At 72.3% G+C, this 13,938-nt stretch carries 14 protein-coding genes; 9 read left to right on the plus strand and 5 right to left on the minus strand.

What is annotated here, in order from left to right; genetic code table 11:
• Nucleotides 1-111: 111 nt before the first annotated feature.
• A complete protein-coding gene (gene argG / locus ACFXGI_RS26525; protein ID WP_384711449.1) occupies nucleotides 112-1,560 on the minus strand; it encodes an argininosuccinate synthase in 1,449 nt (482 codons plus the stop codon).
• Nucleotides 1,561-1,712: 152 nt separating this feature from the next.
• On the opposite strand from argG, the gene ACFXGI_RS26530 reads away from it, so the two are divergent.
• The 3 genes from ACFXGI_RS26530 (at nucleotide 1,713) to ACFXGI_RS26540 (ending at nucleotide 4,218) form a co-directional block, all read left to right on the plus strand.
• A complete protein-coding gene (locus ACFXGI_RS26530) occupies nucleotides 1,713-2,867 on the plus strand; it encodes an MAB_1171c family putative transporter (protein ID WP_384711452.1) in 1,155 nt (384 codons plus the stop codon).
• A gap of 299 nt (nucleotides 2,868-3,166) precedes the next feature.
• Entirely contained in the window at nucleotides 3,167-3,652 is a 486-nt protein-coding gene (locus ACFXGI_RS26535) for a helix-turn-helix domain-containing protein (protein ID WP_384711455.1), read from the plus strand.
• The gene (locus ACFXGI_RS26540) at nucleotides 3,649-4,218 is read left to right on the plus strand and encodes a toxin (protein ID WP_384711458.1); all 570 of its coding nucleotides are present in this window, start codon (nucleotides 3,649-3,651) and stop codon (nucleotides 4,216-4,218) included. The genes ACFXGI_RS26535 and ACFXGI_RS26540 overlap by 4 nt, the downstream gene beginning before the upstream one ends.
• Nucleotides 4,219-4,227: 9 nt before the next feature.
• On the opposite strand, the gene ACFXGI_RS26545 is transcribed toward ACFXGI_RS26540, so the two are convergent.
• From ACFXGI_RS26545 to ACFXGI_RS26555, 3 genes are all read right to left on the minus strand, one after another.
• On the minus strand, nucleotides 4,228-5,169 hold the full coding sequence (locus ACFXGI_RS26545; RefSeq protein ID WP_384711460.1) for an NAD-dependent epimerase/dehydratase family protein: 942 nt from the start codon (nucleotides 5,167-5,169) through the stop codon (nucleotides 4,228-4,230).
• A gap of 392 nt (nucleotides 5,170-5,561) precedes the next feature.
• Nucleotides 5,562-6,347: a DUF2993 domain-containing protein gene (locus ACFXGI_RS26550; RefSeq protein ID WP_384711463.1), complete on the minus strand. Its 786-nt coding sequence runs from the start codon at nucleotides 6,345-6,347 to the stop codon at nucleotides 5,562-5,564.
• The gene (locus ACFXGI_RS26555; protein ID WP_384711466.1) at nucleotides 6,344-8,566 is read right to left on the minus strand and encodes an MMPL family transporter; all 2,223 of its coding nucleotides are present in this window, start codon (nucleotides 8,564-8,566) and stop codon (nucleotides 6,344-6,346) included. The genes ACFXGI_RS26550 and ACFXGI_RS26555 overlap by 4 nt, the downstream gene beginning before the upstream one ends.
• A 100-nt stretch (nucleotides 8,567-8,666) precedes the next feature.
• On the opposite strand from ACFXGI_RS26555, the gene ACFXGI_RS26560 reads away from it, so the two are divergent.
• A complete protein-coding gene (locus tag ACFXGI_RS26560) occupies nucleotides 8,667-9,329 on the plus strand; it encodes a TetR/AcrR family transcriptional regulator (RefSeq protein WP_384711469.1) in 663 nt (220 codons plus the stop codon).
• Between the two features lie 13 nt (nucleotides 9,330-9,342).
• Here ACFXGI_RS26560 and ACFXGI_RS26565 read toward each other — a convergent pair whose 3' ends face one another.
• Nucleotides 9,343-9,765 carry a hypothetical protein gene (locus ACFXGI_RS26565; RefSeq protein ID WP_384711471.1) on the minus strand — a complete coding sequence of 141 codons (423 nt, stop codon included), beginning with the start codon at nucleotides 9,763-9,765 and terminating at the stop codon, nucleotides 9,343-9,345.
• Between the two features lie 171 nt (nucleotides 9,766-9,936).
• On the opposite strand from ACFXGI_RS26565, the gene nadE reads away from it, so the two are divergent.
• From nadE to ACFXGI_RS26590, 5 genes are all read left to right on the plus strand, one after another.
• A complete protein-coding gene (gene nadE / locus ACFXGI_RS26570; protein WP_384711474.1) occupies nucleotides 9,937-10,767 on the plus strand; it encodes an ammonia-dependent NAD(+) synthetase in 831 nt (276 codons plus the stop codon).
• 26 nt (nucleotides 10,768-10,793) lie between these two features.
• Nucleotides 10,794-10,991 (plus strand): hypothetical protein, encoded by a 198-nt coding sequence (locus ACFXGI_RS26575; protein WP_384711477.1) that lies wholly within the window; start codon nucleotides 10,794-10,796, stop codon nucleotides 10,989-10,991.
• A 277-nt stretch (nucleotides 10,992-11,268) separates the two neighbouring features.
• Nucleotides 11,269-12,453 carry a serine hydrolase domain-containing protein gene (locus ACFXGI_RS26580; protein ID WP_384711480.1) on the plus strand — a complete coding sequence of 395 codons (1,185 nt, stop codon included), beginning with the start codon at nucleotides 11,269-11,271 and terminating at the stop codon, nucleotides 12,451-12,453.
• 90 nt (nucleotides 12,454-12,543) lie between these two features.
• Nucleotides 12,544-13,263, plus strand: a complete 720-nt coding sequence (locus ACFXGI_RS26585) for a hypothetical protein (protein WP_384711483.1) — start codon at nucleotides 12,544-12,546, stop codon at nucleotides 13,261-13,263.
• A 165-nt stretch (nucleotides 13,264-13,428) separates the two neighbouring features.
• Nucleotides 13,429-13,932: a hypothetical protein gene (locus ACFXGI_RS26590; protein ID WP_384711485.1), complete on the plus strand. Its 504-nt coding sequence runs from the start codon at nucleotides 13,429-13,431 to the stop codon at nucleotides 13,930-13,932.
• The last annotated feature ends 6 nt before the right edge of the window (nucleotides 13,933-13,938 follow it).

A 13,938-nucleotide genomic window follows, 5' to 3' on the forward strand; every position in this document is an offset into this window, starting at 1 on the left:
CGGGGGGGGGGGGGGCGGGCGGCGCCGGCGGGGGCGGCGGCGCGGCCGGGGGCGGCGGTGTCGTACCGGGCGGCCCACCCCCCGCCCCCGGGGCCGGGGACCGCCCGTCGGTCAGTCGGTGCCGAACTCCATCGCCGCGCGGTCCAGCAGCTCGTCGTCCTCGGAGACCTCGCCGCGGGAGGCGATGGCTTCGGCGCCGCCCTCCGGCATCGCGCCGATCAGGCCGGTCGCCGCCGCCTGCGCGGCGCCGATCAGCTCGGGGTGCGCGGTGCCGACGATGCCGAGGCCCGCGTACTGCTCGAGCCGGGCGCGCGAGTCGGCGATGTCGAGGTTGCGCATGGTGAGCTGGCCGATCCGGTCCACCGGACCGAACGCCGAGTCCTCGGTGCGCTCCATCGAGAGCTTGTCCGGGTGGTAGCTGAAGGCCGGGCCCGTGGTGTCGAGGATCGAGTAGTCCTCGCCGCGCCGCAGTCGCAGGGTCACCTCGCCGGTGACGGCCGAGCCGACCCAGCGCTGGAGCGACTCGCGGACCATCAGGGCCTGCGGGTCCAGCCAGCGGCCCTCGTACATGAGCCGGCCGAGGCGCCGTCCCTCGTAGTGGTAGTGCGCGAGGGTGTCCTCGTTGTGGATCGCGTTCACGAGACGCTCGTACGCGGCGTGCAGGAGGGCCATGCCGGGCGCCTCGTAGATGCCGCGGCTCTTGGCCTCGATGATCCGGTTCTCGATCTGGTCCGACATGCCCATGCCGTGGCGGCCGCCGATGGCGTTGGCCTCCATCACCAGGTCGACCGGGGAGTGGAACTCCTTGCCGTTGATCGTCACCGGGCGGCCCTGGTCGAAGCCGATGGTCACGTCCTCGGCGGCGATCTCGACCGAAGGGTCCCAGAACCGCACGCCCATGATCGGCTGTACGGTCTCCACACCGGTGTCGAGGTGCTCCAGCGTCTTGGCCTCGTGGGTGGCGCCCCAGATGTTGGCGTCGGTGGAGTACGCTTTCTCGGTGCTGTCGCGGTACGGCAGCCCGTGGGCGAGGAGCCACTCGGACATCTCCTTGCGCCCGCCGAGCTCGTGGACGAAGTCGGCGTCGAGCCACGGCTTGTAGATGCGCAGGTGGGGGTTGGCGAGCAGGCCGTAGCGGTAGAACCGCTCGATGTCGTTGCCCTTGAAGGTCGAGCCGTCGCCCCAGATCTGTACGTCGTCCTCGAGCATCGCCCGGACCAGCAGGGTGCCGGTGACGGCGCGGCCGAGCGGCGTGGTGTTGAAGTACGCACGACCGCCCGAGCGGATGTGGAACGCGCCGCACGCGAGCGCGGCCAGGCCCTCCTCGACCAGCGCCGCCCGGCAGTCGACCAGGCGCGCGATCTCGGCACCGTAGGCCTTCGCGCGACCGGGCACCGACGCGATGTCGGGCTCGTCGTACTGGCCGATGTCGGCGGTGTAGGTGCAGGGGACGGCACCCTTGTCGCGCATCCACGCGACCGCGACGGAGGTGTCGAGGCCGCCGGAGAAGGCGATGCCGACGCGCTCGCCGGTGGGCAGGGAGGTGAGAACCTTTGACATAGGAAGAGTATGCACTTAAACGCATGGCTATGCAAACCTGCGCCAACGCCCCTCCCGCCGTGGCCCATCGGGGTCCGGTGACCGACGGGTACGGTTCGGCCCATGCGCGTTTCCACCACTGCCGGCGCCCCTCTGAGCGGGACGGAGGGCCCGTGAACACCACGAGAACCCTCTGCTTCGTCATCGCGGCGCTCTCCTCGTACGCCGCGCTCGCCTACCGGCTGTGCCAGGCGGGGCGGAGTCGGCGGGACGGCGCCTACCGCGCCCTGGTGGTCACCCTGTTGCTCCAGTGCCTCACGTTCACGATGGGCGCCGTCGCCATGGGAGGCGACAGCTTCCTGGGCGTGGGGAACCTGGCCATCCTGGTGATACATCTGTCGGCGGTCGCCTTCTGCGTCAGCGCGCAGATCATCCTGCTGCGCTGGGCGACGGCCACCGAGGAGGCGGTGCGCAGGGTCCGCCACTGGCTGATCACGGGCACGGTGCTCGGCGCGCTGCTGATCGCACTCTTCTTCGTCGCCGACGGTCCCGGCCGTCCGGCGGCGGACTTCAACACCGGCAGCGGGCAGCCACCGGTCCTCGCGTACCTCCTGGTCTTCATCGTCTCCCAGGCGGTTCCGTGCGTGACCATCTTCCGCCAGTGCGGCCCGTACGCGCGGATGACGGGCAAGGCCTCGCTGCGGCGGGCGCTGCGCCTGCTCTCCGTCGCCGCAGTGGTCCTCTTCCTCTACTGCACATGCCGGACGGTCAACATCCTCACCGCCGCGGCGGGCATCGACATCGGCGTCTGGCAGCTCGCCTCCAACGTGTTCAGCGCGGCGGGCATCGTCCTCCTCTCACTGGGCCTGACCATCTCCTCCTGGGAGGCTTCGGCGGCCAAGCTGCTGGACTGGCTGCGCAGTTACCGTTCGTACCGGGCGCTGTACCCGCTCTGGCGAGACCTGTACGAAGCCTCCCCGGACATCGTCCTGGAGCCGCCGGGTGCGGCACCGGTCCCGGTCTCCGACCTGAACTACCGGCTGCACCGGCGCGTCATCGAAATACGGGACGGATGGCGGGACTTGCGCCCGTACATCGACCGGTCCGCGGCCGGCGCCGGGGAGACGGATCCGGAGGGGGGCCACGAGTACCGGCAGGCGTTGGCCGAGGCGGCGCAGATCAGGCAGGCCCTGCGGGCGAAGCGCACCGGGACCGTCCCCGATCACAGCAAGGACTCGGGCGGGTTCGACGACCGGGACCCGGACAACTTCACGGCGGAGGTGGCCTGGCTCACCCAAGTCGCGTACGTCTACCGTAAGATCAGTTAAGCGGGTCGAGAGCTCCCGCCCGGTCTGCCCCCCGTCAGGCCGGGCGGGTTTCCCCGTATGCGGCCGGGCCTGGAGAGACATCCCGGCTCGGGCCGGCCCCCATCCCCCGAGGGCCGGCCCGAGCCGCGCCGATACGGCCGGCAACTCACTCAACTACCCCCGTGAAGCAAAGTTAGCTGCCAGCTATCGATGGGGTCCACGGTGGCGGACTCACGCCGGATTGTCAACTGACCGCTAATCTGCAAAACTGGAAAATAGCTGAGAGCAATGTCGGGGAGGCGGCGGGAGGGAGATGCGCAGTGTCCGGGACTGACGACCGGCCCGTGCTGGCAGTACGTCTGGACGACCTCTTCAAGACGGTCCGTCCCAAGGGCAGGCGCTGGACCAATGCCGAGGTCGCCGAGGAGCTGAAGCGGGTCAACCCCGAGATCAAGGCCGGCGGCGTGTACCTGTCGCAGCTGCGGACGGGCAAGCGCTCCAACCCCTCACCGGACCTGCTGGCCGCCCTCGCCCGCTTCTTCGGCGTATCGGTCGCCTACTTCTTCGACGACGAGGTCGCCGAGTCGGTGCTCGGCGAGATAGCCGCCATCGAGGCCCTGCGGCAGGCAGGTGTGCGCTCCGTGGCGATGCGCGCGGCCGGCATGAAGAAGGAGAGCCTCCAGGCCATCACGGCCATCATGGACCAGTACCGGCAGATGCAGGGCCTTCCGCCCGTCACCGACCCCGCAGAGCCCCCGGAATCCGCCGGTCCCTCCCGCGCCGCGGGCCCCCCGGATCCCGGGTGAAGGTCCCCGGGAGGGGACGGTCGGCCGACCAGGACCGCCGCAGGCGGCTCAAGAAGCTCCGGAAGGACGGCGCGCGGCGGATCGCCGCACTCGGTCTCCCGCCGGGAGCCGATGTGGCAGCGCTCTGCCACCACCTCGGCGAGGCACGCGACCGGCCCATCACGCTCGTTCCCATGCCGATGCCCGCGTCACAGCCGTGCGGCATGTGGGTCGCGGCACGCGACGAGGACCTGATCTTCTACGACGCCGACACCAGCGGCGCACATCAGGAACACATCGTCCTGCACGAGCTGGGACACATCATCTGCAGTCACCGCGGAGCCGGCCTGCTGGACGAGGCGAGTTCGCGCATCCTCTTCCCCAACCTCGACCCCGCCCTCGTACGCGACATGCTCATGCGCGCCGCGTACGACGACGTCCAGGAGCAGGAGGCGGAGATCATCGCCTATCTGCTCTCCCAGCGGCTGGGCGGCGCGCAGGCGCCCGGGACCCCGCCGGCTGCCGCGGAAGGCGGCCCGGGCGGCACGTCCGAAACGCTCGACCGCATCGAGCGCACGCTGTTCTGACGCGGGCCGTCACCGCGGGGTGGCCAACCGCTCGCGCCACCAGTCCACCGTAGCCTCGACCTGCTCGTCGACGGGAGTGGCGCGTACGGCGAACTCGGTTTCGTACGCCGTCGAGTCGACGACGAACGGACGGTCGAACTGGTGGCGGACCTCCTTCAGTTCGCGGATCAGCGGCGAGAAGAGCGAGGCCGCGCCCAGCACGGCGGACGGCAGCCGGCGCACCGCGACGGGTCCCGTTCCCGCCTGGGCGGCGAGCCGGCCCACCATCTCCCGGACGGACAGCGCGGGTCCCGTCGGCGCGTGCCAGGCACGCCCCCAGGCCCGCTCCTCGCCCGCGACCTCGACCAGGGCCCGGGCCACATCGGGGAGATGGCTCCAGCTGTGCGGAGCGTCCGGATCGCCGAGGGTGGAGACGGGCTTGCCGCGGAGCAGCGGCGGCATGACGCGCCCGGCCAGGTGCCCGCCGTCGGTCACGCCGGGCCCGAAGAAGTCCGAGGCCCGTACCTCCACCGCCCTGATGCGGCCCTCGTCGTGCAGCTTCCGCGCCGCTTCCCAACCGGCCGCGCGCACGCGGCCCTTGACCCCGGTCGCCGCCAGGGGCAGCCCCTCGGTCAGGGGGCCGTCCACGGGTCCGTAGCCGTAGAGGTTGCCCAGCATGACCAGGACGGCCCCGGTCTCCTCGGCCGCGCCGCAGGCGGACGCGATCAGCGGAGGCCATTCGCCCGCCCAGCGGTGGTAGGGCGGAGCGGCGCAGTGGTGGATCGCGGCCGCGCCCCGCGCCACCCCGGCCAGCCGCCTGCCGTCCGTGGCGTCCAGCGCGATGTGCTCGATGCCGGGCTCGGCACCGCGGCCCGACCTGGTAACGACCCGTACCGAATGCCCCTCTTCGACGAGGAGTCGAGCGGTGGCGGCCCCTGCAGGCCCGAATCCCATGACGACATGAAGGCTCACGGGCGAACACTAGCGCGACCGTCGCCCGCCTCCGCCGGATCCACCCGGATGAACGATCCGGATACCGTCTCCCCATGACGACGACGCCACTGCGCAGGGACGCGGCCCCCAACCGGAGGTCCTGACCGCCCACGGCGAGCGGGCGCTCGCCGACCCGGACCCCTGGCACGCACCGGAGGGCTTCCTGACCCGCACCCTCGAAGCGCGGGTCACCGAGGCCTCCCTGCCCCCGGCCACGGCCGCCCCCGAAGACGCCCTGCCGCGCACCCCGGAACTCAAGACGGCACTGTGGTCGACCGGCCGGGTACTGCTCGACCGGGCCTGCGCGCCGCCGCACCCCCGGCGCGTGATCCCCGTCCGAGCCCGGAAGAAGAGCCCCTGACCGGGGCTGCTCATGCCGCGCCGGGGAGAGTGACCTCCTTCGCCTCGCCGTGCACCGTGACGGCGCCGCCGTCGACGGAGATCCCGGACGGGACGAGGCCGAGGGGCAGGTCCGGGAGCTTGCGTTCCGCCTCCTTGAGCGCGGCCGCGATCTGGGGATTGGCCGGGTTCAGGGGACGCCCGGCCAAGGAGGCGGCCGTCGGTTCGAGCGTGACGGTGTCACCGGTGAGCTTGAGCGCGGCGGTCACGACCAGCGGTACGCCCATGACGGACCGGGTGATCTCCAGCCGCCCGTCGTGCCCGGCCAGCCGGACACCGGGACCGCGCTTCGCCCCGAGGGCGTCGAGCGGGACCTTGAACTCCGCCCGCGCCTGCGCCGCCGCGTACCCGCCGGCCGTCCTGGACACGTCGTGCAGGTCGAAGGAGGCGGTGACGGGCAAACCGTCCTCCGTCTTCGCCCGGCCCTCCACCTCGACCTCCGGGTAGGTTCCCGCCGCCGCGCTCCACAGGAACGGGAAGCCGCCGATGGAGACGCTCGGCGGCGCCACCAGCGCGCTCTGCCGCGCGGCGATCCGGTCGGCCATCCGGTCCTCGGCGACACCGGCCGCCACGCGGTCGGCGAGCACGACGACGGCGAGCAGCGCGCACGCTCCGGCCGCCACCCACCGCCGGGCACGGCGCGGGCGCCGCGCGGCGGTTCCGCGTACGGCAGTTCCTCGTACGGCAGTCCCTCGTACGGCAGTCCCTCGTACGCCGGCCTTCGCGCGCGCGTCGGCCTGGGGGGTGCGGTGGTTCATGCGTTCCTCACGGGTTCGGGGACGGCGGCGGTACGGACGACGGCCTCCTCGCCGCCTTCGACGTGCATCTGCGGCAGGAGCCGGTCGAGCCGGCCCGGCAGCCACCAGTTGGCTCTGCCGAGCAGGACCATCGTGGTGGGGACGAGGAGCCCGCGGACGACCGTGGCGTCGAGCGCAACGGCGGTGGCGAGGCCGATGCCGAACATCTTGACGACGGGGTCGTCCCACAGGAGATACCCGAGGAAGACGCACACCATGATGAGAGCGGCGGAGGTGATGATCCTGCCGGTCCGCGCCAGGCCGGTGATCACCGCGCCCCGGTTGTCGCCGCTCGCCAGCCATGCCTCGCGGACGGCGCTCAGCAGGAAGACCTCGTAGTCCATGGAGAGCCCGAACAGGACGGCGAACATGAGCAGCGGTACGTAGCCGGGGATCGGCACGGGCCCGCCGAGGCCGAGCGGCGCCGCTCCCCAGCCCCATTGGAACAGCGCGGTGAGCACGCCGTAGGCGGCGGCCACCGAGAGGAGGTTGAGCACGGCGGCCTTGGCGGCGACCAGCGGGGAGCGGAAGGCCAGGAGGAGGAGCAGTCCGGCGATGGCGAGGACGATCCCGATGACGGCGGGCAGGCGCTGCGCGAGCCGGTCGTTGAGGTCCAGCTGCGTCGCGGGGATGCCGCCCACGTGGGCTTCCTGGCCGGTGTCCTTCGTGACGGGCGGGAGGGTGTGCTCGCGCAGGCGGTGCACCAGGTCGGCGGTACGGGGATCGCCCGGCGCGGTGGTGGGGGTGACCTGCCAGCGCACGGTCCGGCCGTCACGGCTCAGTTGGGCGGGTCCGACCGCGGCGACCCCGCTGGTGTCCTTCAGCGCCCGGCCGACGGCCGCGACGGCCGGGTCCGCCGGGCCGGAGGCCGGTTGCGGCAGCGTGTCGGTCACCTGGAGCGGTCCGTTGACGCCCGGGCCGAATGCGGATGCGAGCCGGTCGTAGGCCGTACGGCCTGACGTGCCGGGGGACTTGTCGCCGCCGTCGAGCTGCCCGAAGGACAGCTGGGTCGCGGCGAGCGCCGGCAGGACGAAGAAGGCCAGGCCGGCGAGCAGGTACCGCCACGGCCGGTCGGCGACGTGCCGGGCGATGCGCGCCCAGCCGCGGTCGGGCGGCGGGGAGGCCTGCGGCCGGTCCGCGGCGGCCGGCACGGGAACCGGTGCGGCGGCCGGCGCGGGGGCCAGGCGCCGGCCCAGCAGGGCGAACAGTGCGGGGAGGAGCGTGAGGGTGGCGGCCATGGCGACCAGGACGGCGATGCCGGGCGCGAGCGCCAGCGCGCGGAGCAGCGGCAGGCCACCGAGGGCCAGGCTGGCGAGCGCCGCGATGACCGCGGTGCCGGCGAAGGCGACGGCCTTGCCGGAGGCGCCGATCGTGAGGGCCGCGGCGTCCTCGACCGCCTTCCCGTAGGTGAGGAGTTCACGGAAGCGGGTGAGGCAGAAGAGGCTGTAGTCGATGCCCACGCCGAGCCCGATCATCGCCGCGATGGTGGCGCCGGAGGACGGCATGTCCGTCACGTGGCCGGTGAGGCCGATGACTGCGAGGGAGATGCCGAGTCCCACGACGGCCGTGGCCAGCGGTACGGCGGCCGCGACGGGCCTTCGGAAACCGAGGTAGAGGACGGCGAAGGCGGCGACGAGTCCGATGACCTCGCTGCTCCGGGTCGACTTCTTGTCGGCGGCTTCGGCGAGGTTGCCGCCGGGGGTGACCTCGATCCCGGCCGCTTCGGCCGGTTCGGCGGCGTCCATGAGGTCGTGGACGACGTCGGCGGTGATGTCCCGGCCCGCCAGGTCCAGCTCGACCGCGAGGTAGGCGGTGAGTCCGTCGGGGGCGAGGGCCGCGCCGGCGGCCGACTCGTACGGGGTGGTGACGGCGAGGACGTGGTCGCGGGCGGCGAGTGCGCGGGCCGCCGCCTGGACGGCCTCGCGGGCGCGGTCCGAGGTGAGGGACGGGCCGTCGGCGGGCGTGTGCAGGACGAGGGGCTGACGGCCGGAGGCGGAGTCGGCGAACGCGAGGGCGGCGTCGTGGGCGGCCTGGCTGTCGCTGCCCGGTATGGAGACCGTCTCGGTGGTGGCACTGCCGAGCACGCCCACCGCCGCGGCCAGGCCCACCAGCAGCAGGAGCCAGGCCGCGATGACCCGCTTCGGCCGTCGGGCGCACCAACGCCCCAAGGTGACGAACATGCGTACGGGATCCCCCTCGTGCGGTGTGGCTCGTTTCCCTCATCCTTGCACTTCGAGTGCAATTAAATCAACGCACGCGCATTTGCGACAATGGCGACGAGTGAAGCCGGGAGGGGTCAACGTGCGGCAGTCGGCCGGTCAGCCACAGGAGCGACTCGCGGACGGCCGCGCCGAGCGCAGCCGTCAGTCCCGCGTGAAGATCGCGGACGCGGTGCTGTCCCTGCTCGACGAGGGCGCGTCGCACTTCCCCGCGAACCGCGTCGCCGAGCGCGCCGGCGTCTCCCGCCGCCTGGTCTTCCACCACTTCGCCGACATGTCCCAGCTGGTGGAGACGGCGATCGCACGGCGCCTGGAACAGCTCATGGAGCAGACCAGGCCCCTGCCGGCCGGCGGTCCGCGATCCGCGCGGATCGCGGCACTGACGGAACAGCGCTCGCGGATCCTGGAGTGGATCACCCCGGCCCAGCTGACGCTCATGCGGCTGGAGCAGCACGGGGACCGCATCCAGGAGGTCACCCGGCAGGTCCTGGACTTCGCACGGGGACGGCTGGCCGACATCTTCGCCGAGGAGCTCGGCCGGCTGCCCGCCGAGCGCAGGACCGAGGTGCTCCACGGACTGGACGCGGTGACCACCTGGGGTGCCTGGCACCACTGGCGCAGCAGTGGCCTGAGCGTCGAGGCGGCCGCCTCGACGATGGAGACGGCCGTACACGCCCTCCTGGCCGGTACGGATCCGGCCGGGCCGGATCCGTACCGGCCCTGAGGCGCCCGCTCCGCTACTTCGCGTCGGCCCCGGACAGCACCCGGCGATCCGGCGGCGCGGGCTGCCGGCCGCCCGCACCGCTCCCGTCCCGCGCGAGCCACCGGTGCAGGGCGGGGCCGCCCACCGCGATGCCCGCGAACAGCGCGACCGCCGTGATCAGGCTCGGCTCGGAGACCCACAGGCCGAGCACCTGGTCGAGGAGCAGGGCCGCCACCACCAGCAGCACCTTCCCGAGCAGCAGGCCCGAGTGGAGACGACGGTCGACCGGCCGGCCGAGGCGGGCCCGGCGGCGGTGCAGCAACGACATCGCCAGTGCGGCACACGCGACGAGCGCGACGAGACGCAGGGCGTGTTCCCAGGCGGGGGTGTCCGAGCCCCAGGCCCAGACCCCACCCATGACGGCCCCCGCGACAACATAGATCCGACGCTCCGGCACGACTGCCTCCTGACCCTCGGGGGTCATACGACACGGAAACAACTTGCACTTCGAGTGTCATAACTATGGACGTATCCGTCAAGCCCGGCCGCTTTCGAGCCGCCGGAGGGGTTCGACTAGGGTCGGCAGGGCAGCGCACCCATGAATCACCATCGACCACGAGGAGCAGCCGTGAGCCGGCCGGCGTCCACCGTTCTGCAGCAGGAGATCGCCAGGGAACTCCAGGTGTCGGAGACCTTCGACGCGCACCTGGAGATCGAGCGCCGGGTGGCCTTCCTGGCCGAGCGGCTCACCTCCACCGGCCTGCGCTCCCTGGTCCTCGGCATCAGCGGCGGGGTGGACTCCACCACGGCCGGACGACTGTGCCAGCTCGCGGTGGAGCGGGCCCGCGAGGCCGGTCACGAGGCGGCGTTCTACGCGATGCGACTGCCGTACGGAGTCCAGGCGGACGAGCACGACGCCCAGCTGGCCCTCGGCTTCATCAAGGCCGACCGGGTGCTGACGGTGGACGTGAAGCCCGCCAGCGACGCCGCGCTGGAGGCGGCCCTCGCCGGGGGCACCGTGTTCCGGGACGCCCACCACCAGGACTTCGTGCAGGGCAACATCAAGGCCCGCCAGCGCATGATCGCCCAGTACGCGGTGGCCGGGGCCCACGACGGCCTGGTCGTCGGCACCGACCACGCGGCCGAGGCGGTTTCCGGCTTCTTCACGAAGTTCGGCGACGGCGCGGCCGACCTGGTCCCGCTGACCGGCCTGACCAAGCGCCGGGTGCGTGCCGTGGCCGACGTCCTGGGCGCCCCCGCGGAGCTGGTCTGGAAGACCCCCACGGCGGACCTGGAGACCCTGGACCCGGGCAAGGCCGACGAGGACGCGCTGGGTGTCACGTACGACGACATCGACGACTTCCTGGAGGGCAAGCCGGTCGACGAGCGCGCCTTCGACACGATCGTCCGCCGCTACCGCCTGACCGACCACAAGCGCCGGCTCCCGGTCGCCCCGTAGTGCGGCGCCGGGTCCGGCGCCGGGTCGTGGCGGGGTGGATCGCCCTCGTGCTCGCCGGCGGCGCGTACACGCTGTACCTCGACGACCCGACGAGCGCCACACCGGAGCCGCAGCGGTGGGAACGCGGCCCGTCACCGAGTGACGGGCCGGTCCCGTGCCCCACGGAAAGCGGCGGCGGTGCGGCGCCCACGGCGCACGGCTGCGCGTACTGGCAGCGCGGCTAGTGCTGTGGCCGGAAAGGTTTGCCGGGTCGCGGTGTTCGGTGCGGTGCATTGCAAGGCGGAGGGCCACGGCTCGTACTGGACGTACTGGCGTGGTCCGACAACGCGGCGAGGGGCCGTGCCGGGCGCCGTGACCCGGCAAACCTTTCCGGTCGCAGCACCAGACACGGTCCGGCCCGCCGTCCGGCGGATCGCGGCGGGCGGGGCGTGCTCCTACGCTTGAGGAGTACCTCGGGGCTCGGGGAGCCGTGTTGTCGAGCCTGGGCAGGGGTGACCGGTCATGGGCAGGTGCCGTCCGTTCCGTGAGCGCCGGGTCCGACGGGCGGGGGTGCCGGCCGCGGTCGCGATACTGCTGGCCGCCCTGTGCGCGGGTACCGGCTCCGCCTCCGTACGCACGGACTTCGATCCCGCCACCGTGCGGAAGCTGGACGCGGCGATCACGGAGGTCATGAAGCAGACCGGCATGCCGGGCCTGAACATCGGCCTGTGGATGCCCGGCCGCGGCGTGTACGAGAAGTCCTTCGGCATCGCGGACAAGCAGACCGGCACACCCATGAAGTCCGACCTCCACTCGCGGATCGGCAGCGTCACCAAGACCTTCACCGTCACCGGCGTCCTCCAGCTGGTCGACCAGGGCAAGGCCGGCCTCGACGACCCCATATCGCGGTACGTCTCCGGCGTCCCCGGCGGGGACTCCATCACGCTGCGCCAACTCGCGGACATGCGCAGCGGCCTCTTCGACTACACGACGGACAAGAAGTGGCTGGACGACGTCCGCGCCGACCCGCACCGCACGTACACCCCGCGCCAGCTGGTGGACGTGGCCTTCGGCCATCCCCCGAACTTCAAGCCGGGCGCCAAGTGGGAGTACAGCAACACGAACACCATCCTGCTCGGGATGCTGGTCGAGAAGGTCAGCGGGCAGAGCCTCGCCGACTACCTCCGGGAGCACGTGTTCGCGCCGCTGAAGCTGGACGGCACCTCCCTGCCCGGTGACAGCGCCATGCCCGATCCGCACGCACACGGGTACACGGACTTCACCCCGAAGGGCACCGTCGCCGACGCCACGAACTGGAACCCCTCCTGGGCCTGGGCCGCCGGCGCGGTCATCTCCGACCTCGACGACCTGCACACCTGGGCCCCGGCGCTCGCGGACGGCCGGCTGCTGACCCCCAAGACACAGGCAGAACGGCTCCGGACGCTCCCGATCGGGGCCGGCCCCGGCGCCTCGTACGGCCTCGGCATCCTCGACTTCAACGGCTGGCTCGGCCACAACGGGGAGCTGCCCGGCTACGAGACGATCGCCGCCCAACTCCCGGCCGAGAAAGCGACCTTGGTGGTGCTCGTCAACAGCGACATCGACTACCGCGGCAAGAACCTGTCCAGCATGATCGGGAACGCGGTCACCTCGATCGTGACCCCCGACCACCTCTGGCCCGCGCCGGTGGCCACCAAGGCGAAGTAGTCCCCGGCCGCGGTCCACCGAGGTGGTCCATGTGACCATGGCCTCCTTTGGCACACGCACATCCGCATCGCCGCATTTCATGGGGGGACCATGCGCACCCGTACCACCACCGTCACCGCCGGCCTCGCCGCCGCCCTCGCGACGGTGCTCCTCCTGACCGGCTGCACCGCGTCCGGCGGAAGCCCGAAGAGCAAGGGCGGCGGCAGCAGCGCCGCGGCGCCCGCTCCCGTCGCGCCGGGTGGCGGCTCCGGGTACGAGGGCCCCCGGCCGCAGGACCAGAACCTGCTCGCCTGGACGGGCGACCCCAACGACGCGGGGCACGTGACCGCCCAGTCGGTCGCCGGGGTGGCCGGACGGGTCACTCTCGTACGGATCGTGCTGCGCGAGCAGATCACCTGGTCCAACATCTGGCTCGGGCTGGCCGGTATCGACCCGAACGCCCAGCTCTCCCAGAACTTCCTCGGCGTCTACGACGCGAACGGCACCCTGCGCGCGTCCACCGCGGACATCTCCCCGCAGCTGATGACCGAAGCGATCGCCAAGCCCTTCCCCCTCGCCAAGCCCTTCACCGCCGCCCCCGGCACGTACTTCATCGCCCTCCTCCTCAACGGCACCTGGGCGACCAACGGCCTCACCCTCAAGGCCACGGGCGCCGGAATCTCGGTGAACGCCGGCCTGACACCGCCGAACCTCCGCTACAGCACCCTGCTGACCGGCCAGACCTCCCTGCCGGCCAGCGTGAACCTCGGCGAGCAGTCCACCGGCACCGTCAACACGGGCTGGGGCAGCCAGTGGTACGCGATCTCCTGAGCCGGGCGGGCTGCCGGGCCGCGGGCCGCATGACCGCAGCTCAGGTGCCGCTTCGCCCGGCTGCCGCGGCGCAGCGGGTGCGGGGTACGGCCGGATGAGCGAAGCTGGGGACGGCTGTACCACGAGGCGGGACCTGAGCGGGACCGCCGATGCGAGGAGGGCTTTGTGGACGTTTCTCGAGTCGGCGGGCTCAGTCCCGCGACCCGGACCCGAAGCGGGGTGCGGACGGCCATGCTGCTGTGCGCGGCCGCGGCCCTCGCGGTCGGAGCCGCCGTACCAGCCGCCGTACCCGCTTCCGCGCAGCAGACGCCCCGGGCCGTCATGGATCCGAATCCGGTCGTGGTCGTCGACTGCTTCTCCAAGGCCCAGGTGCGTCCCCAGGAGTACCTGCTGGCCTGCGGCGACGGGAACAACCGTCTCATCCGGCTGCACTGGGACAGCTGGGGGCGGCGGACCGCGACGGCCACCGGCATCGACATGGTGAACGACTGCACCCCGTACTGCGCGGCGGGCCGCTTCCGCGCGTACCCGGTCAAGGTGACCCTGAACAACCCGCGGTCCTGGCCCGAACACCCCGACGTGCAGCGGTACACCACGATGCGGCTCCTCTACACCGACACCGCCCCGCCGCCGGTCCCCAAGGACGTGACGTACAAGCTGGTCTACTGATCGGCC

The organism is Streptomyces sp. NPDC059355 (genome assembly GCF_042752335.1).
Classification (GTDB): domain Bacteria; phylum Actinomycetota; class Actinomycetes; order Streptomycetales; family Streptomycetaceae; genus Streptomyces.

Coding starts and splice junctions, on each gene's coding strand:
- argG (WP_384711449.1), bottom strand. CDS start 1,560: ATGTCAAAGGTTCTCACCTCCCTGCCCACCGGCGAGCGCGTCGGCATC.
- ACFXGI_RS26550 (WP_384711463.1), bottom strand. CDS start 6,347: ATGAACCACCGCACCCCCCAGGCCGACGCGCGCGCGAAGGCCGGCGTA.
- ACFXGI_RS26555 (WP_384711466.1), bottom strand. CDS start 8,566: ATGTTCGTCACCTTGGGGCGTTGGTGCGCCCGACGGCCGAAGCGGGTC.
- ACFXGI_RS26580 (WP_384711480.1), top strand. CDS start 11,269: ATGGGCAGGTGCCGTCCGTTCCGTGAGCGCCGGGTCCGACGGGCGGGG.
- ACFXGI_RS26585 (WP_384711483.1), top strand. CDS start 12,544: ATGCGCACCCGTACCACCACCGTCACCGCCGGCCTCGCCGCCGCCCTC.